Below are 26,308 nucleotides of genomic sequence, written 5' to 3' on the forward strand. Positions count from 1 at the left end.
GGGGTCACTTCATATTACGGATAGGATCTTTTTTTAGTCATTATTTCTTGGATGGAAAAAATTGGCTAATAGCAACGACAATACCTACCAACATATAGGCTGCAAAAATACCAATTAGCCATTGTGGCATATCTAAGCTCAAGAATGCCCATTGCCTTTCTGCACAATCACCAGAGGCTTCAAATACGGCTGGAACCCATTCTTGTAATGGCAGCCAGTCTGGGAAATTCACAAAGAAATCACAAGAGGCAAAAGGTGATGGATAGAGCTGTAACATGGTATGTTCCCATGAGAGCTCGAGCCCACGCCAAGCGGCATAAATCCAAGTGATAATCGCAACCCAACGGATAACCCTATTGCGAGGCGCAATGGCACCGATTAAGCCGGCAGCAATAATGCCTAACAATGCAACACGTTCATAAATACACATTACACAAGGTTGGAGCTTCATAACGTGCTGAAAATAGAGCGCAGCACATTCAAGCATAAACGCAGTGAAGGCCATAAGTAGCCATGCGCCTCTTCCTTGTGAACAGTAGTTAAAAAATCTGAACATACTTAGAATCCCTAAAATAGTAATTAGCACATTTTGCCCCTATCTAGCTGATAAAAGAAGCGATAAAACACAGATTAAGAGATTTCGGATAGGGTTTTACGTAACATTACAAAAAAGCCGCAATACACTGCGGCTTTATAAGCATAAATCATATTTTTAAGGCAATGCAATCCAACCTAAGCTTTCCATCCAATGGGTGATGGGAACTAACCAAAGCTCAACACCAAGTAAACCGATAATGGTCATTACAATGGTATAAGGCAATGCCATCCATACCATTCTGCCATAAGATAGGCGAATGAGTGGTGATAATGCTGATGTTAGCAGAAATAAGAATGCAGCTTGCCCATTTGGCGTTGCGACAGAAGGTAAATTTGTCCCAGTATTAATTGCTACTGCCAGTAATTCGAATTGTTCTTGAGATACAAGCCCCTCATTAGCGGCCTTTAACGCTTCGGTAATATAGACCGTACCCACGAATACGTTATCTGAAACGGCAGATAATAGCCCATTAAACAGATAGAAAAGCGATAGCTGCGATGATTCGGATGATTGAAGAACAAACTGAATAAAGGGGGTAAATAACTGTTGGTCAATAATTACGGCGACAATACTAAAAAATACGGTTAAAAGTGCAGTGAAGGGCAAGGCCTCCTCAAATGCTTTCCCTAACGCATGTTCTTCAGTGATCCCACAAAATGTTGTCGCTAAAATAATAACGGAAAGACCAATAAGACCCACTTCTGCAAGGTGGAAGGCAAGGGCTAGGATCAGCCAGATACCAATTAAACCTTGGACAATTAACTGTGCTTGTTCTTTTTTGGTGCGTTTCGCACTCATTTTTTTATCATGCTCAGTTAATATTTGACGTACAGATTCAGGCAGCTCTGTACCATAGCCAAATAACTTAAACTTCTCGACAAGGAAACAAACGATTAATCCACAGAAGAAGACAGGAATGGTAACGGGTGCCATACGAAGATAGAAAGTAATAAAATCCCAATTAACATGCTTGGCAATAATCAAGTTTTGCGGCTCGCCAACCATGGTCATGACGCCACCCAAAGCAGTACCAATCCCCGCATGCATCATTAAACTGCGTAAAAAAGCACGAAATTGCTCAAGCGTTTGTTTTTTCTCTGCAGTATCAATGAAGCTATCATTTTGCAGATCGGTATCATTGTGTTGGCTAGAAGCATACTGATGATAAATCGAGTAAAAACCGATAGAGACACTGATAACGACAGCAATGACGGTTAATGCATCTAAGAAAGCAGATAAAAACGCACTTGCTAAGCAAAATGCTAACGAGAGAATTCGTTTAGAACGGACGTTTATTAATAGCTTTGTGAATACATATAACAGTAATTGCTTCATGAAATAAATCCCCGCGACCATAAAGATCAATAGGAGGATAACTTCAAGGTTATTACTGATTTCATGAGATATTTGAGCGGGTGATGTCATACCGATAATGACAGCTTCGATCGCCAATAAACCACCTGGTTGCAATGGATAACATTTTAAAGCCATGGCTAATGTAAATATAAATTCAATAACAAGGATCCAGCCTGCAACAAATGGACTGACAAAATAAAAAATGAGTGGGTTAATAATTAAAAATGAGATGATGGCTAACTTGTACCAATCGGGTGAATGGCCAAGAAAATTCTTCAAAAAAGCGCGTTTTAAACTAAAATCCATTATGACTGATGTCCTCTTTACCTGATGTTGTGTAACCATACTTTACATACTACTCTTATCTTTTGCATTATTTAAGCCCATTTGCTTATAGATAATATATGAATTATATGGGATTTTTATGATTGTCCTCACTGTTTATTGGGTGTCTAACTATCTCAATTTGTGACAGTCTGGTATGATTTCCACTAGAACCCGTCTAAATATGTTTGGAATAATAAAAATATGGTCATTAAAGCTCAAAGTCCGGCAGGTTTTGCGGAAGAGTATATTATAGAAAGCATCTGGAACAATCGTTTCCCACCGGGATCTATTCTGCCTGCTGAGCGCGAACTCTCTGAGGTAATTGGCGTGACACGAACGACATTACGTGAGGTGTTACAAAGATTGGCTCGTGATGGTTGGTTAACCATTCAACACGGGAAACCAACCAAAGTGAATAACTATTGGGAAACTTCAGGCCTGAATATTCTTGAGACTTTAGCAAGATTAGATCATGACAGAGTCCCACAATTGATTGATAACCTACTTGCGGTTAGAACGAATATTGCGGCTATCTTTATCCGTACGGCATTTCGTAACAACCCAGAAAAATCACTTGAGGTTTTGGCAGAGAAAGAAAAAGTACAAGATAATTCTGATGCTTTTAGTGATTTAGATTATAACATTTTTCGTGGTCTTGCTTTTGCATCAGGCAATCCTATTTATGGGCTGATTATTAATGGCCTTAGAGGATTGTATACGCGAGTCGGTCGTTATTACTTCTCAAATCCGGATGCGCGACGCTTGGCTCTGAATTTTTACCAACAGCTGTCTAACCTTTGCCGTGAACAGGCATATGACCGGATTATGGAATGTGTTAGGAATTACGGTAAAGAAAGTGGAATGATTTGGCACAGTATGCAAAGTAATATGCCTTCCGATTTAGCACACATCCGCTAGGCTACAGATCTTTAGTTTCAATGATTAACCAGCACAACTGTGCTGGTTTTTTTATCTCTAAATTTACACACGGTTATTTTAATAAAACACTATTTCAATGAGATTTTTATATGTGAAAGGTAAATATAATAAAATTAGAGTTTAATTTTGGTTGAAAATATTTTAACGGAATTAAATATCGATAAAATAAAGTCGCTAGAATTTGAACAAAAACAACCAGATGAAATAAAATGTTGCTAGATAAGTGTAAAACTCCGTATATGATTGTTTTTAATTTTAGGTTTTGGCTGATTTAAATATCAAGTAAATTGATATTTAAGGATAAATGTATTTTTTAGTATTTTTTTATGCGATATAAAATATTGGGCGGTGGCTAAAATATGATCTCAAATGGAGCTTTTGACTTTTTTGTTAAAAATGTTAATCGACTGTATTGGAAAATGAAAACTAGAATATTATTCTAACCAATATATTAAAGTTGTACGCAGGGGGATTTATGAAAGTTCTGGTATTGGGTGCAGGTGTTATTGGTGTTACAACCGCATGGTATTTAGCGCAAGAAGGGCATGAAGTCCTTGTTGTTGATAGACAACATGATGTGGCAGAAGAGACCAGTGCTGCAAATGCAGGGCAAATTTCTCCAGGCTATGCGACCCCTTGGGGAGCGCCAGGGATCCCTTTAAAAGCGGTAAAATGGATGTTTGAGAAACATGCCCCTTTAGCCATTAGGCCTGATGGCTCATTATTCCAATTACGTTGGATGTGGCAAATGCTTAAAAATTGCGATATCCAGCATTATGCGATGAATAAGAGCCGGATGGTTCGTATTGCAGAATATAGCCGTGACTGTATTCGCCAATTAAGATCGGATATCGGTATCGGTTATGAAGGTCGTCAAGGTGGCACATTACAACTTTTTAGAACGGCTAAACAGTTTGATAGTGCAGCGAATGATATTGCGGTGCTGAAACAAGAGGGTGTTCCTTACGAACTCTTAACTGCAGATGAGTTAGTGAGTGCAGAACCTGCTTTAGAGTATGTAAAACATAAGCTATCAGGCGGTTTGAGATTACCGAATGATGAGACAGGTGATTGCCAGCAATTTACGAAAAAATTAGCAAAAATGGCACAGCAAGCAGGTGTAAAGTTTAAATTTGGTGTCCATGTTGAGCAAATTTTAACAGAAGGAAATAGAGTCAGTGGGATTAAAATTGATGGAGAAATATACCAAGCCGATAAATATGTTATTGCGATGGGATCATATTCAACTTCAATGCTAAAACAACTTATTCATATCCCTGTATATCCGCTGAAAGGTTATTCATTAACCATGCCAATTATTGATGCACAGCGAGCCCCTGTTTCAACGGTATTAGATGAAACTTACAAAATAGCTGTAACCCGATTTGATGATCGCATCCGCGTTGGTGGTATGGCAGAGGTTGTTGGTTTTAATCTGGATATTTTGAAAAAACGCTGTGAAACACTCAAGATGGTAGTCGAAGATCTTTATCAAGGTGGTGGTGATATCGAACAAGCCCAATTTTGGACAGGTTTACGGCCAATGACACCAGACGGTACGCCAATTGTCGGGCCGACTGCATACAGTAATCTTTACCTGAATACTGGGCATGGCACGTTGGGCTGGACGATGGCTTGTGGGTCAGGGAAATTGTTAGCTGATTTGATGTCAGGCAATAAGCCTGATATAGCATCTGACGACTTGTCTGTATTTAGGTATATTGATGGCTTTAATACAAGATTGACGACTTCTGGCCAATTATCGCCAGCGCGTTAATTGAGTGGCTACAAATCATTACAGTTATTGGATCCATAAACAAAGGAATTGCTATGCCACGCCCAATTAGTGCGGTTATTCATTTACAAAATTTTCGTCATAATTTATCCATAGTACGAAAACAGATTGGGCAAGCCAAAATTTGGGCCGTGATGAAAGCGGACGGTTATGGACATGGCATTAAATCAATTTGGCGAGCCTTAAGCGACACCGATGGTTTTGCCGTTTTAGACCTGAACGAAGCTATTTTGTTGCGCCAAGAGGGGTGGAAAGGGCCAATTTTATTATTGGAAGGTTTTTTTCATTCTGAAGATTTATTGATTATCGACCAATATAATCTGGCAACAAGTGTACACAGTGAATGGCAATTAGCCGTGATTGAAAATACTACACTCAATAATCCACTCGCATTGTATATAAAATTAAATAGTGGAATGAACCGATTAGGTTTTAGTACGGATGAGTACGAAAGCGTTGTACGGCGGTTGCAAGGCATGCATAAAATAAGTGCAATTACCTTGATGAGTCATTTTGCTAATTCTGATTTGAAAACGGGTACACAAGTTCCTCATCAGCAAATTAAGCAATTCGATAGCCTATCGCTACCCACTTGTATTGCTAATTCAGGTGCGGCGTTGTGGCACAGTGATACCCATTATGATTGGATCCGTACAGGCATTGTATTATATGGTGCCTCACCGAGTGGTAAGTGGAAAGATATTGCGCACTATAATCTTAAAGCGACAATGACGCTGCGATCAGAAATAATCGCAATTCATCATATAAAGCCCGGGCAATCAATTGGTTATGGTAGTAAGTTTACAGCTGTTAAACCGATGCGCATAGCCACTGTTGCTTGTGGTTATGCTGATGGCTATCCGAGACATGCCCCAACGGGAACGCCAGTTTGGTGTAATGGCTTAAAAAGCACGCTTCTTGGCGCTGTATCGATGGATATGCTAACGATTGATATTACTGAATGTGCAAATGCAAAAATAGGCACAAACGTTGAGCTGTGGGGGGAAAATTTACCCATTGACGATGTTGCTCAGGCTTCCGGTACAATTGGCTATGAATTAATGTGCGCATTAGCTAAAAGAGTCCCTATTAGCTATTCTGGTTGATTAGTTTATCGATTTAGCTTTAAATGTGATTTATCATACGTATGTTGGGAATTCATCCCTATTGCGATAACATATGTTTTTAATACCTGTTCAATCACTCTTGGATTTTATATGTCTAAAATCATTAAATTAACAACACTTGCTGTGGCGTTAGGTGCTTTATCTAGCGCGGCAGTTGCTGGGACTTGGTCATTAGGTGCTTCTGTTCTGGCACAATCAACACCGTATAAAGGCATTAAGTCTAGTGACTATGTCATGCCTGTACCTATCATTAACTATGACAGTGAAAATTTTTATTTTCATACCTTAGCTGCGGGTTATTACCTGTGGAATGATGGTGTTGACCAACTTTCACTTGATGCATACTACTATCCACAATTCTTTAAACCAAAAGAAAACGATGACCGTGATATGCGTGAATTAGACCGTCGCCGTGATACGGTGATGGGTGGCTTTACTTATAAGCATAAAGCGGATTGGGGCACACTGAGATTTATTGGTTCTGGTGATGTATTGGGGATCAGTAATGGTTTACGTGCTGAAGCGGCTTATCTTTATGGTTTCAGTGGTGATAAATGGTCTCTTACTCCAGGGGTAGGGATTAAATGGGACAGTGAAAACCAAACCAGTTATGAATATGGGATCTCTTCAAAGGAATCGCGTAATAGTGGACTAGATCGCTATAAACCGGGGAGCAGCTGGACGCCATTCTTGGAGCTATCAGGTAACTACCGCTTCGACGAAAATTGGACAGCATTCGCTGCTGGGCGTGTTGATCGCCTTTCTAATGAAGTCAAAGATAGTCCAATGGTTAATAAATCTGTTTCTGCCATTATGTGGACAGGTATTATGTATACATTCTAATTAAATATGTCGAATAACAAGGGTCATTCGACAGCATTTAATTCAGTAACCCCCAAAGGTCTAGTCTGATTTTGGGGGTTTATTTTGTCTATTATTCTTGCGGTTTGTTGTCTCGACAAACCATCACTAATGACAAGCGAGCAGGGTGTTGAGCTTCACTCTTCATTGGCTCATTGACACGTGCGGTTTCGAGGCACACCATCTGTTTATATCCATTATTTGGCATATCTTGCATACTACAAGATAACTCAGCCCAAGGGTTCCAACAAACCACATCACTATTATGATAATGATGTATTTCGATAGTGCGAGACCAGCCATCGTCGCGTAGTAGGCTGTATTCTTCAGGCTCTGAATAAATACGGTCAGTCTGTTTGTTAAATTTAAGGGGTTCTGATGCGTACACTTCTTTATCTGCAACTTTATCAAAATAGTGACCGCCGAGACCATAAACGGTCGCTTTGTGGATATCACTGATATTGAAATACGTATGTAAGGCAGCCGTCGCATCAAAGTCGCCATAACTTTCTAATTCAAGCTCACAGGTTTCACCTAGCTTCATGCGGAGGATAAGGGTGAACTCATGAGGCCAAAGCTTACGCGTATATTCAGTATCCGTCAGCGTAAAGGTTAGCATCACACCATCATCATGCTCATTATGGGCGGTAAATTGCCAAGGTAAAATACGCGCAAAGCCATGGCTTGGGCTGCTTACAGGGCCAAACCATGGCCAACAAATAGGAATGCCACCACGAATTGCTGTCCCTTCCTTAAATGCACTCTCAGAACTTAACCATAAACAAGGTTTTTGCCCAGAAGGTTGCCAGCTGAGAAGTTGAGCCCCTTGCAGGCTAACTGCACCGCGAACTTTTGGATGTGCAATAACAATAAGTGGTAATTCGCCTAATTGGCGCTGAGTAATATATGCGGAAAGTTGTTTAATGACAGGTAGATCAAAGATTTTTTCGTGCATGGTATTAGGCCTCAAAGTTAATACTCGGCATACTTCAAGCCGCAGCGTTGTTGACTATATTCATTCGCACGAGTCACTTACTTATGTAGGCTCCTAGTGACTCATTTACTTGTCGCCTAGCTGCAACTTGAATTATTTAGAGTATCTATTCGGCATGCTTCAAGCCGCAGTGAATAGTGTTTATTCTAAAATAAGCCATATTTATAGCGTATCGAATAATAGCATTAACGATAAGTGAAGAAGGTAAAATTATGAAGCGTTAATTTTATATTCGATACGATACAAAAGAGCCGCCAATTGGCGGCTCAGTCAGACTTGTTACTTAACAGCGCTTATTTAGAGATGTGAGTAATCAGGTCTAATACTTTGTTTGAATAGCCAGTTTCGTTGTCATACCACGCAACCAGTTTCACAAAGTTGTCACTCAGTGCGATACCGGCTTTAGCATCGAACACTGAAGTCAGTTTTTCGCCGTTGAAGTCAGTTGATACAACTTCGTCTTCGGTGTAACCCAATACGCCTTTCAGCTCGCCTTCTGAAGCTTCTTTGATAGCTTGACAGATTTGAGCATAAGAAGCTGGTTTTTCAATACGAGCTGTTAAGTCAACAACAGAAACGTTAGGAGTAGGAACACGGAAAGCCATACCCGTTAGTTTACCGTTCAGTTCTGGGATAACTTTACCAACAGCTTTAGCCGCACCGGTTGAAGATGGGATGATGTTTTGAGAAGCACCACGACCACCACGCCAGTCTTTGTGTGAAGGGCCATCAACTGTTTTTTGAGTTGCCGTTGTTGCGTGAACTGTTGTCATCAGTGCTTCAACGATACCGAATTTGTCGTTGATAACTTTAGCCAAAGGTGCCAAGCAGTTAGTTGTACAAGAAGCGTTAGAAACGATTTCTTGACCTGCATAGTTCTTGTGGTTAACGCCCATAACGAACATTGGGGTGTCATCTTTAGAAGGACCAGTCAGAACAACTTTCTTCGCGCCTGCTTGGATGTGTTTACGTGCAGTTTCGTCAGTCAAGAATAGACCTGTTGCTTCTGCAACTACGTCAACACCAGCTTCGTTCCATTTCAGATTCGCAGGATCTCTTTCCGCAGTAACACGGATTTTTTTACCGTTTACAACTAGGTGACCATCTTTAACTTCAACAGTACCGTTAAAACGACCGTGAGTTGAATCATATTTCAACATGTATGCCATGTATTCTGCATCGAGCAGGTCGTTGATAGCAACGATTTCGATATCAGAACGCTCTTGTGCAGCACGGAAAACGATACGGCCAATACGACCAAAACCATTAATACCTACTTTGATAGTCATAGTATTTCCACCAGCTATTTATTCGTGAATTAAGTTGTAGTTAAAGTTACCAAAACCTTGCCAGCCGTCAAGCGGAATCGTGTCAATTATTGAAAATAATCAATTTTAAAACCACTAACTGCCTATTTGTCAGCCACTTTAGGGGCAAATAGCGCCGCACGTATTATCGGGATTGTACAGAATAATGAAACCATCCATCAGTGAGTTATGTGAGGAGGGTCACAAATCAAAACGTAAAGAGCGCTAGTTAATAGTTTAGAATAGATTTACTAAAAATGTTGTTAATTTTTTGTTGTTTAGAAATTAGTGTATGATGGAATTAATACCGTATTTCAAGCTAAACATATGGGTAAAACATGTCTAGTAAAGATAAGCAAATTATTGATTTTACAAAACTAAACGAAATGCAACAGTATGTCACCCAGCAGGCAGGAACCGAGCCGCCTTTCAGTGGACAATTATTGCATAACCGTAAAGACGGAGTGTATGAATGCCTCTGTTGTGGCACGCCACTTTTCCTATCAGATACAAAATTTGACGCTGGATGTGGCTGGCCTAGCTTCTATCAGCCTATCACCGAAGATGCAATAAAATATATCGAAGATTTCTCTCATGGAATGCATCGAGTGGAAGTTCGTTGTCAACATTGTAATGCACACTTAGGACACGTTTTTCCTGATGGCCCTCAGCCAACAGGGCAGCGTTACTGTATTAATTCAGCATCATTAAGCTTTTTAAATGATGATAACGGCGAAAAGACCCTTGGTTAGCGTGCTGGCGGGTGCTGAAGTTTGCTGAATAAAATATGTTATCGGAGCAATATCGATTCAGCCATTTAAATATAAAAATAATCAATTAAGCACAATGATGGCAAAATTTAACGAAGGAGTATTCTGTGAGTGTAGAAGTGGATGCAAAACAACTTGAAGAATTACTTGCGGTGATGACCCCTGAAATTTATCAGCGTTTAGTTACCGCAGTAGAGTTGGGGAAATGGGCTGATGGTGTCGCATTAACGCCAGAGCAAAAAGAACATAGCTTACAAATGGTTTTATTGTGGCAATCACGCAATAACCATGATCCTGAGCATATGACGGTCGGTACGGGGGGGGAGATTACAATGAAAAGCAAACAAGAACTGAAATCTCTTTTCCAAGGTGGCAGGCTCGCGACATTAAAACCACAGAGCGAAGATTAACCTGTTAGTGAGGCGGCCGATTAAACGGTCGCCTTAAACAAAAGGAGCTAATGCCATAAAAGTAAGGTTATCGTTATACCAGAGAGTCAGTAGAGAGCAGTGTAGCACCTTTTTGGGACATCTCTGCCAAGGCTAGCTGGCTATCCATCGCTGATAAATTCACCCCTCGGCAGCCGTCAATAAGCACATCAACTTGATAACCTAACTTTAATGCATCAAGAACGGTGAATTTTACACAATATTCTGTTGCAATACCCATAATGATTAAGTGATTGATATCATTATGTTGCAGCCATGAATGTAAGCGAGTTTGACTCACTTTATCATTATCAAAAAAAGCACTATAACTATCGACTTGTGGGTTTTCACCTTTGGTAAATACCTCGATAATCTCTTGGGTATTTAAGTCTGGGTGGAACTCAGCACCGGTTTCCCCTTGGACACAATGTACTGGCCACCAAACTTGTGGGATCCCATTTAAATAACCCACATCACCAATTTGAGTGCCTGAGTTAACCGCGAAACTTAAATGGGTTGCAGGATGCCAATCTTGGCTTGCGATAATGACGATATTATTTTTACGGCAAGCTGCAATCGCATTATTGGCTGTTACGATAACGTGTTCACTGTCTTTAACAGCCAGTGCACCACCACGACAAAAATCATTTTGTAAATCGACTAATAATAAAGCAGATTTCATTTGACCCTCAGTATCATCATTCATCGGAATAGCTTAATTCACCACGTAAGTTATTTTGCATTAATTCGCGGATAAGCGTGGGAGTATAATCTTGGCTCAGTAAGTAGTGTAATTTACTTAATGCGGCTTCAAATGTCATGTCATAACCACTGATTACACCCGCATCTGCGAGCGCGTGGCCGGTTGCATAACCTTCCATATTGACTCGGCCTGAAATACATTGCGTTAGATTTACAACGATAATTCCACGCTTAGTCGCTTCTCGAAGGATCCTTAATAGTTCAGGTTGTTGTGGCGCGTTACCCACACCGTATGAGCGAAGTATTAATGCTTTAACAGGTTGTTGTAAAATATTACTAACAATATCAATGGATAAGCCCGGATAAAGAGTGACGACGCCAATGGGCTGTGGCGTAATACGATGCGTCTTTAAGTCGCCAATACCAATAGGTGCAGGGCAGGTATTGAATGCGCGAATATGAATACCGGCTTCCATTAACGGTGAGCAATTGGGTGAAGTGAAAGCTTCGAAGCCATCGGCATGGGCTTTTACGGTACGGTTACCACGATAAAGCTTATTATTAAAAAATAATCCCACTTCATTGACGGGGTAATTTGCCGCCAAATATAACGCATTTAAAAGGTTAGTTTGTCCATCAGAGCGTAAAGCCTCTAAAGGAATTTGTGACCCTGTCACGATAATAGGTTTCTTTAAATTTTCAAACATGAAAGATAAAGCCGAGGCCGTAAATGCCATGGTATCTGTGCCGTGAAGGATCACAAAGCCATCATATAAATCATAATGTTGGCTGATATCATCTGCAATATATTGCCAGTCTTCTGGGGTGATATCTGACGAGTCGATCAGTGGTTTTAATTCACGGATAGTAAATTCAGGCATTTCAGGGCGGTGGAATTCTGGCATTTTGGCCAACTGAGCTTGCAAGTGACCTGAAACGGGGATATAGCCTTGAGCGGAGTGGCTCATCCCAATAGTGCCGCCAGTGTAGACAACATAAATGGATTTCTTCTGCATCTTTTTACCTAAGTCATGTACAGAGTAAGTAAGTTTTACTAAGTAATTATCTGGGATTATACACATCCTATCCCAATATGTATGGTTGGTGGATAGACCTCTAATGCTTTTTGTACGCGTTATTTTAATCGAAATTTTATTTCTAATATTGAATAAAGCCCCCTCTAATAAATATTAGAGGGGAAAATATTTAATTAATATCAGCGCAGTTTAAGCAAAAAGCATAACGATTTTGTGGGTCGTTCATTTTTAAAAAGAACTGTGCTTGCTGGCGGATATCGGTTGCAACAGCCGGAGGGAGAAAAGCTTGAAGTACATCAGGCATTGCGGCTTGAACATTGGTCGTTAGCTCAAGTAATAGTTGATCCATAAATGAAAGCTCTGGTTTCATCCAATCTAATTCGACGGAATCAATTTTAGCGAGTTCAGCTGCTTTCATTACGGCATCATCGAAATCACCTAACTGATCGACAAGGCCATTTTTCAATGCATCTTGTCCAATCCACACACGGCCTTGGGCTATTTTATCGATTTCCGCTGGGGTTTTATGACGCGATTGAGCCACTAAACCTATGAAGGTTTCATAGCCATTTTCAATGGTAATTTGCATCATATCAGCGAACTGAGGACTAATTCCTTTTGTCAGTGAAATATCAGCTAATGGTGAGGTTGATACACCATCAGTATAAACACCAATCGATTCTAATGAGTTCTCAAAGGTATTGATAACGCCAAAAATACCAATAGAGCCAGTAAGCGTACTTGGGCTAGCAATAATATAGTTTGCTGGCGTTGAGATCCAATATCCGCCTGATGCAGCCATACCGCCCATAGAAACGACGATGGGCTTTCCTGCTGCACGAACAGAGGCTAATTCACTGCGAATCAAATCTGAAGCACTAACACTTCCCCCAGGGCTATTTACACGTAATACAATGGCTTTGATATTATCATCAAGGCGTGCATCACGGATTTGTGCTGCGATGGTGTCGCCACCTGCAATCCCGGGTGTTTGTGGGCCATCCATGATTGCGCCTTGCACGACAATAACGGCAATATTTCCCGTATTGCTCACCGCTGTATTAGCGGTTTGTGCTGAGTAATCATAGATACTGATATTGTTAAATTGTTTGTCTTCTTTATTCCAGCCAAAATGTTTGCTCAGAATATTTTCCGACTCTTCTCGGGTATAAATTTTATCGACTAATTTTTGCTTTAGCGCATATTGAGCGCTGTTGCCTTTTGCTGCACGTAGCTGAGCTAATATGGTATCAGCGCCCGGGAATATTTGTTTATCGGTTGTTTTCCTATTATTTGAGAGTGTTGATAAATAGTTACCCCACAGGGCATTTAACCATTGTTGGTTAGCATCACGTGCTTCTGGTGACATATCATCACGCATCAGTGGCTCAACCGCTGATTTATAAGTACCCACTCGGAAAATATGGCTGCTTATTTTTAATTTTTCTAATAGTGATTTGTAGTAAATACTATTCGTCGAAAAACCGAATATACCAATTGAACCTTGTGGTGACAGGTAAATATCGTCAGCAAAACTGGCTAAATAGTATTGAGGTTGGCTAAAGCTGTCACCAATGGCGTAAACCGGTTTGCCCGATGTTTTGAACTCTTCAATTGCTTTACCAATATAGGCAAGGGAAGGTTGGTCGGCGCCGACTAAGTTATCTAAGCGTAATACCATACCGGTAACACGATCATCAGTAGTGGCAGTACGAATAGCATCAACGATATCAAACAGTGAATTTTCCTGCATACGGCTGCTCGATGTACCGAGCAGTTCACGGCTCATTCGGCCAAATGGGTCGGGGGTCGAAACCTGGTCAACGACAACGCCTTGAAGATCGACGTAGAGTGCACCAAAATAATTTTTTTCTGGCTTTGAGTCTGACTGGTACAGAGCAACAGAACCGATGACTAATAAAAATAACAGGATAAAAATCGTGTTAAAAACTAGTTCCCGAATAAAATTCAGTACCCGCCAGCTAAACTTAAAAACGGTAACAATAATTTCCCATATTGGGCGCATAACTTCTCCAAGACGCAATCTATACGGTGATCTAAACTTTACAATACAGTTATCTGCTAATGAAGCACATGATTATCCATAACAAAACTGCTATGAGCGATGTACAATGTAACGATTATATTTTTCAATACAGACAAATGATACAATTCAATGAATTAATAATGCTTTTACCCATAATTTTATGTGTTAGGTTGACCGCATAAGCTGCGATACCTTGTTGTATTAACTGTCTTACTTGATAAATTTAATAACAATAATTGCTGTTTTAAATGAATATCATATCAGTTTACTCTTAATCGGAGACGAATATGGATGCTTTAACCCTTTTGTTGAATCGTCGTTCAGCTTCAAGGCTGACTACGCCAGCCCCTCAAGGCGAAGAACTCGAAAATATATTAGCCGCAGGCATGAGAGCGCCAGATCATGGCGCATTACGCCCATGGCATTTTGTAGTGATGCAAAATGAAGGAATAACCCGTTTCAGTAAACTTCTTGAAAAAGCGGCAATTGATGGAAAATTGGGCAAAGAAGTTGAAGAAAAAGCCCGTAATGCGCCTTTTCGTGCGCCACTTATCATTACCGTTATTGCTAAAGTTCAGCAAAGCCCTAAGATCCCTCAATGGGAACAAATTGTTGCAGCAAGCTGCACTGTGCAAGCAATGCAAATGGCCGCAGTTGCTCAAGGTTTTGGTGGAATTTGGCGGTCGGGTTCATGGACGGAAGATCCCATTGTTCGTGAAGGTTTAGGCTGTGAAGAAAATGACCATATTGTTGGCTTTCTTTACATTGGTACGCCAGAACTTAAAGCACCAACTAAAGTTCAACGTCCTGACATGACTGAGTTCGTGACTCATTTTTAAAGAGATTGAACATGACTGAAAAAATTAGATTAACTCAATATAGCCATGGCGCAGGCTGTGGGTGTAAAATTGCACCAAAAGTTTTAGAGCAAATTCTACACACAGAACAAGCGAAATTTCATGACCCGCATTTATTGGTAGGCAATGAAACTAAAGACGACGCTGCGGTTTATGACTTAGGTAACGGCATTGGCATTATCAGCACGACCGATTTTTTCATGCCGATCGTGGATTCACCTTTCGAGTTTGGGCGTATCGCCGCCACTAATGCCATCAGTGATATCTATGCCATGGGGGGTAAACCCATTATGGCGATCGCTATTTTAGGATGGCCAATTGCTAAATTATCGGCAGAGGTTGCTCGTGAAGTTATCGAAGGTGGGCGAGCGGCTTGTGCTGACGCTGGGATTTCACTCGCGGGTGGTCACTCAATCGATTCATTAGAACCTATTTTTGGCCTAGCGGTAACGGGTGTAGTGAATACAGATTACGTGAAGAAAAATAGTGCTGCGATAGCGGGTTGTGAGTTGTTTTTAACTAAACCACTCGGTATTGGTGTGCTAACTACAGCAGAGAAAAAAGGGGTATTAGCACCAGAGCATCAACATCTTGCTGCAGAAACTATGTGCCAGTTGAATAAATTAGGCGCTGTCATCGCTCCTTTTGAGGGCGTTACTGCCATGACAGATGTCACTGGGTTTGGTCTATTAGGTCATTTAAGTGAGATTTGTGAAGGTTCTGGTGTTTGTGCGGAAATTTCGTTTAGCCAAGTTCCTAAATTGGCGGATGTTGAAAAATACATAGAAGCGGGTTGTGTTCCCGGTGGCACACAACGTAACTTTGATAGCTATGGTCATCTGATTGCACCCATGACGGAGCTTCAACGTAAATTACTTTGTGACCCACAAACATCAGGCGGGTTACTTATTGCAGTGAAACCTTCTGAAGTCTCTAAAATTAAAGACATTGCACATGAGCAAGGTGTTTTGTTACAGTCTGTCGGGAAATTATTACCCCAAACGGGCAATGGACCTTTAATTAAAGTGATTGATTAATTCATGCGTTTGTTTATTGCGGAAAAGCCCAGCCTTGCTAGGGCGATAGCGGATGTATTACCAAAACCTCATAAACGAGGAGATGGTTTTATTCAATGTGGTGATGGCCAAACAGTAACTTGGTGTATTGGCCACCTATTAGAGCAGGCGGAGCCCGATGCTTATGAGCCTCGCTACGCCCGTTGGAATCTACAAGACTTGCCTATTATTCCCGATAAATGGCAATTAAAACCGCGCCCTTCAGTAAGCAAACAACTGAAAACAATCGATGTACTGTTAAAACAAGCAACTGTCATTGTCCATGCAGGAGATCCTGATAGAGAAGGACAGTTGCTGGTGGATGAAGTTTTTGACTTTTTAAAGCTACCGGATGAAAAGCGAAAAACTATCAAGCGCTGCTTGATTAATGATCTCAACCCACAAGCGGTAGAACGTGCTATAGAGCGCTTACGAGAGAATAGAGAGTTTATTCCGTTGTGCGTATCTGCTTTAGCAAGGGCCCGTGCAGATTGGCTTTACGGCATCAATATGACTCGAGCCTACACCTTGTTAGGTCAACGTGGCGGTTATCAAGGGGTTCTCTCTGTTGGTCGCGTCCAAACGCCCGTACTTGGTTTGGTGGTAAGGCGTGATGAAGAAATAGAAAACTTTGTTCCCAAAGATTATTTTGAAGTTAAAGCGCATATCGTTACGCCACAAGATGAACGTTTTATTGCGGTATGGCAGCCAAGTGAATCCTGTATTGATTATCAAGATGAAGAAGGGCGTTTGTTCCATCGACCGCTTGCGGAGCATGTGGTATCTCGGATAGAAGGTAAGCCCGCATTCGTAACACAATATCAAGACAAACGAGAGTCTGAAATAGCACCATTGCCTTTTTCATTATCGGCCTTACAAATTGAAGCTGCCAAAAAATATGGTTTAAGTGCCCAACAAATTTTAGATATATGCCAGCGTTTGTATGAAACGCATAAATTAATTACTTATCCCCGTTCAGATAGCCGTTATTTACCTGATGAGCACTTTGCCGGTCGCCATTCTGTGCTAAATGCTATCGCGGTTCATCAGCCGGATTTAACCGAGTTTGAGTTACCTGAGTTGGATAAGAAAAATCGTTGTTGGGATGATAAAAAGGTCGATGCTCACCATGCGATTATACCCACGGCAAAAACCGCATCGGTGAAGCTTACTGAAAATGAAGCGCAGGTTTATCAATTAATTGCTCGCCAATATATTATTCAATTTATGTCAGATGCCGTTTTCCGAAAATGCACCATAGAATTGGAAATTGATAAGGGAAAATTTATTGCTAAGGCGAGGTTTCTTGCTGAAGCCGGTTGGCGTGTTGTCCTTGGTGGTAAAGAACGTGACGCTGAAAATGATGGTTTGCCATTACCCGTCGTTAATAAAGGTGATGAATTGTTGTGTGAGAAAGGCGAAGTGGTTGAACGTCAAACACAGCCTCCTCGACCTTTTACTGATGCGACTTTATTATCGGCTATGACAGGAATTGCGCGGTTCGTACAAGATAAAGCATTAAAAAAAGTATTGCGTGAAACGGATGGTTTAGGGACTGAAGCGACAAGAGCAGGGATTATCGACTTATTATTTAAGCGACAGTTTCTGTTTAAAAAAGGGCGCAATATTCACTCATCACCGGCAGGAAGAGCACTTATTCATGTTCTACCGGATATGGCGACTTTACCGGATATGACGGCGCATTGGGAATCACGGCTAACACAAATTAGTGAAAAAAAGACGCGATATGATGATTTTATGACGCCATTGAGTCAAACACTGATCCAATTGATCCATCAAGCTCGGCAATACACAAATTTACGTGCATTTAGAGAATTACCTCCCGCACCGACTAATAAAGGCAATAAAAAATCACCAAAAGCAAAAAGTACAAAAGGCGAGAAGAAAAGCAAGAAAGCGGGTGAATAGCAAAATAAAAAAGGAGTCTAAGACTCCTTTTACTCGATAGAAATAATGATTATTTAGTTAAATCAAAATCAGCCCATACCGGGGCATGGTCAGACGGTTTCTCCATTCCACGGATTTCGTAATCAATACCTGTATCAGTACAAAGCGCAGCAAGTTTTTTTGAGGCGAGTAGTAAATCTATACGTAGACCGCGGTTATCATCAAAGCCTTTTGAGCGATAATCAAACCAAGAATAGCAATCTGCAACATCAGGATTTTTTTCTCGATAGGTATCAATTAACCCCCAATCAAGTAATTTGCCTAGCCATTCACGCTCTTCCGGCAGGAATGAACACTTGCCTGATTTTAGCCAACGTTTGCGGTTTACTTCACCAATGCCAATATCAAGATCGGTCGGGCTAATATTTAGGTCTCCCATGACGAGAAGCTGGGACTCTGGTGTTTGTGTGGACGTAATATAGCTTTGTAAATCTTGATAAAATTTTTCTTTAGCTGGAAATTTAGTGGGGTGGTCTCGGCTTTCTCCTTGAGGAAAATAACCATTAACAACAGTTAATACACCTTGGTCTGTTTCAATATCCGCCATGATAATGCGTCGTTGGGCATCTTCATCATCGCTTGGGAAGCCTTTTCTTACGGCAATCGGCGCATTTTTCAATAATAATGCGACACCATAATGTGCTTTTTGCCCATGGTGGTAAATATGGTAGCCTAATTTACTCACTTCATCATAAGGGAACATATCATCATGAACCTTGATTTCCTGTAGACCAATCACTTCTGGTTGATGCTTTTCAATGATAGCGGCGAGCTGATGAGGCCGTGCTCGAAGGCCGTTAATGTTGAAAGAAATAAATTTCATGGATATTTGCCACCTAGTATTTTTTAGTTATCACTTTATCTGATTCTAACAGATGACAACATGAGTGTAACCATCGCTATCATCATTCAATCTACGAGATTATCACTATTTTGTAGGTTGGTCTCATGGATAATAATTAACTCGATATCAGTTTAGTGCTAATAAAATATATTATGATTATTTTTAATGTGGGCATAAATTATAAGACTATCCTAAATTTATTAGTTGAATTTAAAATTTATTAACTATAAAGATATTAACCTTAATTAAAAAATGATTATTTATTTTATAATCAATGAATCTGAATTTCATTTGAAGTCAATTGGTTATTTGTATTTTAATGTGATTTAATAGTGGAGCAATAAAAAATAATCAACCGAAACAGTATAATATATTGCTTTGCTATGTCGAAAAATATAAAAATACTTTTATGAAATATTGTTATTCATTCAATGAAAAATTAGATTTGGCTTTTTATTTAAAATCGAAATTTTTGGCTAACCTACATATTATTTTATTAATAATTATGTTTGTTAATATTTTATTAAATAGAACGAGGTCATAGATATGTTCTTTTCAAGAAAATTAGAGGCGTTTATGGCAGTTGTTGAGAATGGCTCGTTAAGCAAAGCCGCAAGGGTGATGAACAGGACGACACCTCCCATCGCGAAATCAATAAAAGACTTTGAAACTAGCTTAGGTAAACGGCTTTTTAAACGAGAAAAATTTGGAATGACATTAACTAAGGATGGCCAAGAACTTTATAATGATCTTAGAGATCTCTACTTGCAGGAGAAGGAAATCACTAAAAAACATTTTTCAGGTTACATTGTTAATGAAGCGAATATTTATTATGACTGGGGTAAGGAAAATCATTTAATTAATCTGTATCAAGCGGCACATCAAAACAATGTTCAAGTGAATATATTGCGATTTAATTATGATGAGGTAGATGAAATTATTGACTATGATGGCAACACATTAATTTTAAGTTCGGAATTAGTGATTAGCGAACGATTTTCATTGCAAAAGAAAATAGAAAATTCACCTTTAGGCATTTATTGCCGAAAAGAACTTTATGATAAATTTAATCATAATATGATAGAACTATTACAAAAAAGCACATGGTTGTGTGACCCTGCATTTTATAAAAGCTCATTGATGAGTGATTTGCTCGCTAAGGTAGATACAACAGATAGTAAATCAAGTATTCGGCAAATGGATAATATCGGGTGTTGCCTCAGTTTTATTCAGGATGGCGATTTTATTGGTATTATTGATCATTATCCAGAAGACGAATTAAATGATAAATCATTAACATATATCTCTTTGAATAGGCTACTCGACAAGTCTGATTGCTATATATACAAGTCAAAGGCACATTCAAGTGTTTTAAATCGCTTTATGGGGGTAGTTGATAGCTTAGGTAAGAACTGTGCTTAGATGGTGGTGGGAGAAGGATTCGAACCTTCGAAGTCTGTGACGGCAGATTTACAGTCTGCTCCCTTTGGCCGCTTGGGTATCCCACCAGATTTTTAATTGCTGTAATCGTTCACAGCGGGCGGCATCATATCAAATGACGCGCCCCTGTAAAGCATTTATTTTATAAAATCGTGCAAGTGCTGTATTTTTATACTTATTGTTTGTATAAACAACAGTTTACTGAGTTTATAAAATAATAGTACGGTTACCATAAACAAAAACGCGCTGAGCTAACACCCAGTATAACGCATGGCTAAGTACATTTTTTTCCACATCTCGACCAGCGCGCATCATGTCATCAGCAGTAAACGTATGATCGATGTTAATCACATTTTGAGTAATGATTGGCCCTTCATCCAAGCTATCATTTACAAAGTGCGCTGTTGCGCCGATTATCTTCACGCCACGTTCATATGCTTGATGGTATGGACGAGCACCTATAAAGGCAGGCAAGAATGAATGATGAATATTGATAATTTGGTTAGGGTAATGCTGAACAAACGCAGGCGTCAGTACACGCATGTATTTTGCCAATACCACATAATCGGGTTGGTATTGGTCAATTTGCGCTACCATTTTTTCATCATGTTGTTCACGCGTTAAGCCTTCGTGGCTAATGTGATGGAAAGGAATGTTGAACTGCTCGACCAAATGCTTCAGCGTATCATGGTTGCCGATCACGGCTGCAATCTCGACATCAAGGCCGTCATAGGCGCTTTTCATGAGTAAATCGCCAAGGCAGTGAGCTTCTTTTGTTACCATAATGACAATGCGGCGGCGACCCGAAGAATTCAGTTCTCGTTTAGAACCTACAGGTAGCGCATCGTCAAGGTCAGCTAACAATGTTTCATCGTTAAAAATACCTTCAAGTTCAGTTCTCATGAAGAAACGACCAGTGCGATGGTCAACGAACTCGTTATTTTGCACGATGTTGAGCTGGTGTTTGTAACAAATATTGGTAATTTTAGCGATTAACCCTTTCGCATCAGGACAAATAGTTCTGAGGATTTTTTTCTGTACATTTTTGTGTTGCATGAAGCTGTCTAATCCTTAACTTGCAAAAGCCTAATAACTTAGGCTAAAGGCGAACTGAGCATTTACGTTTGTTAATAAAATTGATGGTTAACTATTATTGCAGCATTTTTTGAATTTTTTACCTGACCCACAAGGGCATAAGTCATTCCGACCTATTTTAGGGGTTATGCCATCAATATAATACCAACGCGCATTAATGCGAATAAAACGGGAACGTTCATGAATAAGTTGTTTATGATCAGCTTTTTCATCAATAAAGCAAGCCGAAAATTCGACATATGCCTCATCTGGATTTTTAGCATAAGAAGAACTAATAACACGGAGGGCTATCCATTGGGTCTGTTCAAAACTTTTAGCTATTTCATCTTGCCATTCCTGTGCCTGACAATCGGGATGCCAAGTTTTAACCAGATAGTCCACATTTTTATGAACATAGGCGCTGTATCTAGAACGCATCAGTTGTTCGGGGGTTTCAGGGACAGCATTATCTAATAAGTACGGTTCACAGCAATTGCTAAACTCTTGCTGCTCACCGCAGGAACAAATATTTTTTAATTGTTGCTTCATTTTTTTCTCAATAAAAATACGTATAAAATGTAAAAATCACTATACTTGAAAAATGGGTAAATAATGATTTTGGCGTATTAATAATAGTATTGTTAATTAAACAGGGTTTTGTAGTCGCAGGGTGAATGATGATAAATAAAAAAATACTCATAATTGAAGATGAAAAAATTTTTCGTACCATCCTAGGCGATTACCTTAAAAGTATCGGAACAGAGGTTTATACGGCAGATAATGGGCAGTTAGCAATAGAAATGTTAACGATTGAACATATTAGTCCTGACGTTATCCTGTGCGACTTAAACATGCCGGTTATGAATGGTGAAGCGTTTATGGCGGAGCTTGTTGCTAGGGAGATTAATATTCCAGTCATTGTTATTTCTGCAACTACAGATTTTACCCAATTAGATAGAATGTTTCGTTTAGGTGCAAAAGATGCTCTTCTTAAACCGATTAAAAATTTAGATGAAGTGAAAATGACGATCCATGCCGCGCTATATCCTGAAAAACACGATACTGAAAGCGCCATTGAGCATGAAATACAAAATATATCGTCATTATTACAAAATGAAAAGCTTGATATGATGGCGATATTAAGGCAGTTACAACCGCCAGTGAATCAACAAGTAAATGGGTATCGGATTAACTATAGGCAATTAAATGAAGCTAACCGTTTTGGTTTATTGCTTGATTTGGCCGCTATTTCCGATAACCAAATAGGTTTTTATTGCATTGATGCGGAGCGCTCTCCGCAAGAGGGGGTAATGGCTGCTTTTTTGATAAGGGTTGTTTTTAACGATTTATTAAAAAGTGCCGTTAGTTATCCAGATAAGAAATTACCTAAAATTGATAAAATAATTAGCCAAATAAATCATTTATTGGAAGACTCTGGTTTCAATGGGCAATTTCCTTTGCTGTTAGGTTATTTTAATACTAAGAATAAATCTATCATACTTGCAAGCGCTGGGTTAGAGGCTGAAATTACCACCGAAGAAAACCATTATTATCTCTCAAGAAGCATGCCTTTAGGGACGTTAAAAGAGTATCAGTCTAATCAGTTGGATATTAAAGGAACATTTTGGAATTGTTTAATACGTAATAACAACCAAAAAATTAAACTGATGTTTAACCCAGAAAATTAGATTTAGCTTGAATTTATGACATAACACCCTTCTAAGACTCTGAAATAGGCATGGCGCTATTTATTCGATGTTGATTCCTGATATACTTCCGCGCACTAAAAATGCACTGCGATATACGCTTTAAATATCGGTAAAGGGTGCTTTAAAATTTCTGGAGTTATGACTAATGATAAAACGCAAAGTGCGTAAAGCAGTAATCCCAGTCGCAGGATTGGGTACACGTATGCTTCCAGCAACAAAGGCAATTCCAAAAGAAATGCTGCCAATTGTTGATAAACCGCTAATTCAATATGTAGTCAATGAGTGTATCGCTGCCGGTATTAACGAAATTGTCTTAGTGACTCACTCGTCAAAAAATTCCATTGAAAACCACTTTGATACCAGTTTTGAACTTGAAGCTATTTTAGAAGCACGTGTAAAGCGTCAGTTGCTTGAAGAGGTTCAGTCAATTTGCCCAAGTCACGTTACGATCATGCAAACGCGGCAGGGTATCGCTAAAGGTTTAGGACATGCGATTTTATGTGCTAAGCCTTTAGTTGGCGATGAGCCTTTTGCGGTTATTCTGCCTGATGTTATATTGGACCGTTATAGTACAGATCTCACTAAATTTAATTTGAGTGAAATGTTAGATCACTATGAGCAATCAGGTGCAAGCCAAATCCTTGTTGAGCCAGTACCTGAAGATGAAGTTTCTAACTACGGCATTGTTGATTGTAATGGCGTGACATTACAACCAGGGGATAGTAAGCCGATTGCACGTATGGTTGAAAAACCACGTAAAGAAGAAGCACCTTCTAATTTGTCTATTGTAGGTCGTTATGTTTTATCTGAAAAGATCTGGGACGCATTGGCTAGAACGGCACCCGGTGCTGGGGATGAAATACAATTAACGGATGCCATTGCTATTATGATGGAAAATAAAGAACCTGTTGAAGCATACCACTTATGTGGTAAAAGTCATGACTGCGGAAATAAATTAGGTTACATGAAAGCCTTTGTTGAATATGGCATGCAGCATGATTCTTTAGGGGATGATTTTACTCAGTGGATTAAAACATTAGCAAATAAATAAAACACATCGGTTTTTTCGTAATACTGTATCTATTTATTCGATGTTTATTAAAGGTCAACTATCAATAGTTGGCCTTTTTTATACACACTAAATAGGTGTGACATTTCCTTTGTGATGCATCGGTTAAGATAAATTATTTAACATTATTTGGTTGTTTTTTTTGTAAAGGTAAAATTTATAAGATATTAAGTAGTTATCTATGGAATGGTATTTTTTATCTTAATTAACATTACATTTCTTTACTTTGATTTAGCCTTGTTAATTCTGTTTTTTATTTAAAGAACGCTAAATAATGCATTGAGATGCTAAATACGATGAGTAAATTAGGGTTTCATTAGCGCTATATGTAGTGAGAGAATTTTTATGGCAGGGCTAATATAAATAATTATATAAGGCTATAAACAAAAACACCCTTATAAAAAGGGTGTTTAGAATAGATGCTGAGGCTATTAGATTAAGAAATCATCTAAAGATTTGCCTTGCTCTTCAATGGCAACTTTGATTACAGCAGGAGTACGGCCTTGGCCTGTCCAAGTTTTAGTTTCGCCATTTTCGTCAACATATTTGTATTTAGCTGGACGAGCAGCGCGTTTAGCACGGGTGCTAGTTGCTTTACTTGAGTCCATTGTTTGCAGAAGGTCGTTTAAGTCTACGCCTTGCTCTAAAATCATTTCGCGAACTTTATCAAGTTTACGAGTACGCTCTTCTAATTCAGCGCGAGCTTGGCTTTCTTCATCACGGCGTTCTTCAACAACGACAGTTAATTTTTCTAGCATCTCTTCAAGTGATTCTAAAGTTGCTTCGCGAGCTTGTGCACGAAGAGTACGGATATTATTTAACGCTTTTAAAGATTCGCTCATTTTCCTGGTCTCAAATTAATTGTTGGCATGTGTACAGTAATAATAGAATGCTATTTTAAATTCTGCAATAGCTAAATTACTTTACTAGTTTAAAAGTTATCTTTAACGAATGCAATTTTTTTACAAAAGAAATATAAACTTTTCGTTGATATATATATAGCACTATTATCAATAACAGAACTAATGAAAAAAAATGGTAATATAGACAAGAATTATCTTACTTAATATTTTGCGAAGTAACATGTGATTCATCGGTTTACTTTATGAATTTAGTAAAAGTGTGAGGAAGGACTAACTTAAATTTTCTTTTTTTGATGTAATAAATTAGCGATATGTGCCTTAGTTAAAACTGTTTATAGTTTATATCAAATTGGTTTTATTGCTTATAAGTCATCCATTTTACATAAAAACTGCACAATAAATGCTTAAAAATAAATTTTCAATAAGTAACAATGCTATCGAGTTGTTGCTAATCTAATGCTGAGTTTTATGATAAAATTATTAGGTATATTATTTTTGAGGAAATCGCCGGATGGCTCAGTTATATTTTTATTATTCAGCAATGAATGCAGGAAAGTCAACGTCATTGTTACAGTCATCGTATAACTATAATGAACGGGGAATGCGGACAGTTATTTTTACTGCGGAAATTGATAACCGCTTCGCGAAAGGGAAGGTTGCATCACGTATTGGTTTATCAGCAGAGGCTTTATTATATTCACCGACAACAAATATGGCTGAAATCATCAAACAAGAAAATAGTGCACAAAAAGTACATTGTATCCTTATTGATGAATGTCAATTTCTAACAAAAAAGCAAGTCGAAGAATTATGTGACATTGTCGATAATACCGATATTCCCATTTTATGTTATGGGCTGCGCACTGACTTTTCAGGGCAATTATTTGAAGGGAGCCAATATTTACTCGCGTGGGCCGATAAATTAGTCGAGCTTAAAACAGTTTGTTACTGTGGACGTAAAGCGAATAAGGTCTTAAGGATAGGTAGTGATGGCATTGCAATGTATGAAGGCGCACAGGTCGATATAGGCGGTAATGAAAAGTATATCTCTGTATGCCGTAAACACTATTCTGAGGCAATTGAGCAAGCTCAATTAATGAATGCTGGGGTTATTCCTAAAAAACCGATTCATTTTAGTTAA

Annotated in this window: 24 protein-coding genes and 1 tRNA gene; 13 read left to right on the plus strand and 12 right to left on the minus strand. The window is 39.2% G+C overall.

The window, feature by feature from the left end; translation table 11 throughout:
• Positions 1-40: 40 nt before the first annotated feature.
• On the minus strand, positions 41-556 hold the full coding sequence (dsbB, locus tag M998_RS00570; RefSeq protein ID WP_068446499.1) for a disulfide bond formation protein DsbB: 516 nt from the start codon (positions 554-556) through the stop codon (positions 41-43).
• 156 nt (positions 557-712) lie between these two features.
• Positions 713-2,260, minus strand: coding sequence for a sodium/proton antiporter NhaB (gene nhaB / locus M998_RS00575; protein WP_068907112.1), 1,548 nt, complete (start codon positions 2,258-2,260; stop codon positions 713-715).
• 222 nt (positions 2,261-2,482) lie between these two features.
• Between nhaB and fadR the strand changes: the two genes are divergently transcribed.
• The 4 genes from fadR to M998_RS00595 all read left to right on the plus strand — a co-directional run bounded on the left by fadR (position 2,483) and on the right by M998_RS00595 (position 6,985).
• A complete protein-coding gene (fadR, locus tag M998_RS00580; RefSeq protein WP_068444261.1) occupies positions 2,483-3,199 on the plus strand; it encodes a fatty acid metabolism transcriptional regulator FadR in 717 nt (238 codons plus the stop codon).
• Positions 3,200-3,695: 496 nt separating this feature from the next.
• Positions 3,696-4,997: a D-amino acid dehydrogenase gene (locus M998_RS00585; RefSeq protein ID WP_068444258.1), complete on the plus strand. Its 1,302-nt coding sequence runs from the start codon at positions 3,696-3,698 to the stop codon at positions 4,995-4,997.
• Positions 4,998-5,050: 53 nt separating this feature from the next.
• A complete protein-coding gene (alr, locus tag M998_RS00590; RefSeq protein WP_068907113.1) occupies positions 5,051-6,121 on the plus strand; it encodes an alanine racemase in 1,071 nt (356 codons plus the stop codon).
• A gap of 111 nt (positions 6,122-6,232) precedes the next feature.
• Entirely contained in the window at positions 6,233-6,985 is a 753-nt protein-coding gene (locus tag M998_RS00595) for a MipA/OmpV family protein (RefSeq protein WP_068444250.1), read from the plus strand.
• A gap of 91 nt (positions 6,986-7,076) precedes the next feature.
• Here the strand turns inward: M998_RS00595 and M998_RS00600 are convergent, their stop codons facing one another.
• Together M998_RS00600 and gapA are read right to left on the minus strand one after the other, a co-directional pair.
• Positions 7,077-7,958, minus strand: a complete 882-nt coding sequence (locus M998_RS00600; protein WP_068907114.1) for a D-hexose-6-phosphate mutarotase — start codon at positions 7,956-7,958, stop codon at positions 7,077-7,079.
• A gap of 332 nt (positions 7,959-8,290) precedes the next feature.
• A complete protein-coding gene (gene gapA / locus M998_RS00605; RefSeq protein ID WP_068444242.1) occupies positions 8,291-9,286 on the minus strand; it encodes a glyceraldehyde-3-phosphate dehydrogenase in 996 nt (331 codons plus the stop codon).
• A 356-nt stretch (positions 9,287-9,642) separates the two neighbouring features.
• Between gapA and msrB the strand changes: the two genes are divergently transcribed.
• Together msrB and M998_RS00615 are read left to right on the plus strand one after the other, a co-directional pair.
• Positions 9,643-10,056: a peptide-methionine (R)-S-oxide reductase MsrB gene (msrB, locus tag M998_RS00610; RefSeq protein ID WP_068444239.1), complete on the plus strand. Its 414-nt coding sequence runs from the start codon at positions 9,643-9,645 to the stop codon at positions 10,054-10,056.
• Positions 10,057-10,181: 125 nt separating this feature from the next.
• Positions 10,182-10,484 carry a YeaC family protein gene (locus M998_RS00615; RefSeq protein ID WP_073890196.1) on the plus strand — a complete coding sequence of 101 codons (303 nt, stop codon included), beginning with the start codon at positions 10,182-10,184 and terminating at the stop codon, positions 10,482-10,484.
• A gap of 73 nt (positions 10,485-10,557) precedes the next feature.
• On the opposite strand, the gene pncA is transcribed toward M998_RS00615, so the two are convergent.
• From pncA to sppA, 3 genes are all read right to left on the minus strand, one after another.
• Positions 10,558-11,184, minus strand: a complete 627-nt coding sequence (pncA, locus tag M998_RS00620; protein ID WP_175403108.1) for a bifunctional nicotinamidase/pyrazinamidase — start codon at positions 11,182-11,184, stop codon at positions 10,558-10,560.
• 16 nt (positions 11,185-11,200) lie between these two features.
• Positions 11,201-12,220 carry an asparaginase gene (gene ansA / locus M998_RS00625; RefSeq protein WP_068907115.1) on the minus strand — a complete coding sequence of 340 codons (1,020 nt, stop codon included), beginning with the start codon at positions 12,218-12,220 and terminating at the stop codon, positions 11,201-11,203.
• A 190-nt stretch (positions 12,221-12,410) separates the two neighbouring features.
• On the minus strand, positions 12,411-14,267 hold the full coding sequence (gene sppA, locus M998_RS00630) for a signal peptide peptidase SppA (protein WP_068907116.1): 1,857 nt from the start codon (positions 14,265-14,267) through the stop codon (positions 12,411-12,413).
• Between the two features lie 308 nt (positions 14,268-14,575).
• Here sppA and M998_RS00635 point away from each other — a divergent pair, with 308 nt between their 5' ends.
• Genes M998_RS00635 through M998_RS00645 form a run of 3 tightly spaced genes read left to right on the plus strand, consistent with a single transcriptional unit; the run spans position 14,576 to position 18,129 of the window.
• Positions 14,576-15,127 (plus strand): NAD(P)H nitroreductase, encoded by a 552-nt coding sequence (locus M998_RS00635; RefSeq protein ID WP_068907117.1) that lies wholly within the window; start codon positions 14,576-14,578, stop codon positions 15,125-15,127.
• 11 nt (positions 15,128-15,138) lie between these two features.
• Positions 15,139-16,182 carry a selenide, water dikinase SelD gene (gene selD, locus M998_RS00640; protein WP_068444225.1) on the plus strand — a complete coding sequence of 348 codons (1,044 nt, stop codon included), beginning with the start codon at positions 15,139-15,141 and terminating at the stop codon, positions 16,180-16,182.
• Between the two features lie 3 nt (positions 16,183-16,185).
• Positions 16,186-18,129 (plus strand): DNA topoisomerase III, encoded by a 1,944-nt coding sequence (locus M998_RS00645; protein WP_068907118.1) that lies wholly within the window; start codon positions 16,186-16,188, stop codon positions 18,127-18,129.
• Positions 18,130-18,178: 49 nt separating this feature from the next.
• Here the strand turns inward: M998_RS00645 and xthA are convergent, their stop codons facing one another.
• Positions 18,179-18,991: an exodeoxyribonuclease III gene (xthA, locus tag M998_RS00650; protein WP_068907119.1), complete on the minus strand. Its 813-nt coding sequence runs from the start codon at positions 18,989-18,991 to the stop codon at positions 18,179-18,181.
• A gap of 567 nt (positions 18,992-19,558) precedes the next feature.
• Between xthA and M998_RS00655 the strand changes: the two genes are divergently transcribed.
• Complete coding sequence (locus M998_RS00655) at positions 19,559-20,434, plus strand: LysR family transcriptional regulator (protein WP_068444215.1); 876 nt, start codon at positions 19,559-19,561, stop codon at positions 20,432-20,434.
• 1 nt (position 20,435) lies between these two features.
• Here the strand turns inward: M998_RS00655 and M998_RS00660 are convergent.
• The 3 genes from M998_RS00660 to M998_RS00670 all read right to left on the minus strand — a co-directional run bounded on the left by M998_RS00660 (position 20,436) and on the right by M998_RS00670 (position 22,075).
• A tRNA-Tyr gene (locus M998_RS00660) sits at positions 20,436-20,520 on the minus strand.
• 139 nt (positions 20,521-20,659) lie between these two features.
• Entirely contained in the window at positions 20,660-21,508 is an 849-nt protein-coding gene (gene purU / locus M998_RS00665) for a formyltetrahydrofolate deformylase (RefSeq protein WP_068444212.1), read from the minus strand.
• A gap of 87 nt (positions 21,509-21,595) precedes the next feature.
• Positions 21,596-22,075 carry a YchJ family protein gene (locus M998_RS00670; protein WP_068444210.1) on the minus strand — a complete coding sequence of 160 codons (480 nt, stop codon included), beginning with the start codon at positions 22,073-22,075 and terminating at the stop codon, positions 21,596-21,598.
• A gap of 128 nt (positions 22,076-22,203) precedes the next feature.
• Between M998_RS00670 and rssB the strand changes: the two genes are divergently transcribed.
• Together rssB and galU are read left to right on the plus strand one after the other, a co-directional pair.
• Positions 22,204-23,214: a two-component system response regulator RssB gene (gene rssB / locus M998_RS00675; protein WP_068444207.1), complete on the plus strand. Its 1,011-nt coding sequence runs from the start codon at positions 22,204-22,206 to the stop codon at positions 23,212-23,214.
• 166 nt (positions 23,215-23,380) lie between these two features.
• Positions 23,381-24,286 carry a UTP--glucose-1-phosphate uridylyltransferase GalU gene (gene galU / locus M998_RS00680; RefSeq protein ID WP_068444203.1) on the plus strand — a complete coding sequence of 302 codons (906 nt, stop codon included), beginning with the start codon at positions 23,381-23,383 and terminating at the stop codon, positions 24,284-24,286.
• Between the two features lie 449 nt (positions 24,287-24,735).
• On the opposite strand, the gene hns is transcribed toward galU, so the two are convergent.
• Positions 24,736-25,146, minus strand: coding sequence for a histone-like nucleoid-structuring protein H-NS (hns, locus tag M998_RS00685; protein WP_068444198.1), 411 nt, complete (start codon positions 25,144-25,146; stop codon positions 24,736-24,738).
• Positions 25,147-25,678: 532 nt separating this feature from the next.
• On the opposite strand from hns, the gene M998_RS00690 reads away from it, so the two are divergent.
• Positions 25,679-26,308 (plus strand): thymidine kinase, encoded by a 630-nt coding sequence (locus M998_RS00690; protein ID WP_068444196.1) that lies wholly within the window; start codon positions 25,679-25,681, stop codon positions 26,306-26,308.

Source organism: Providencia heimbachae ATCC 35613 (assembly GCF_001655055.1).
In the GTDB taxonomy this organism is placed as follows: domain Bacteria; phylum Pseudomonadota; class Gammaproteobacteria; order Enterobacterales; family Enterobacteriaceae; genus Providencia; species Providencia heimbachae.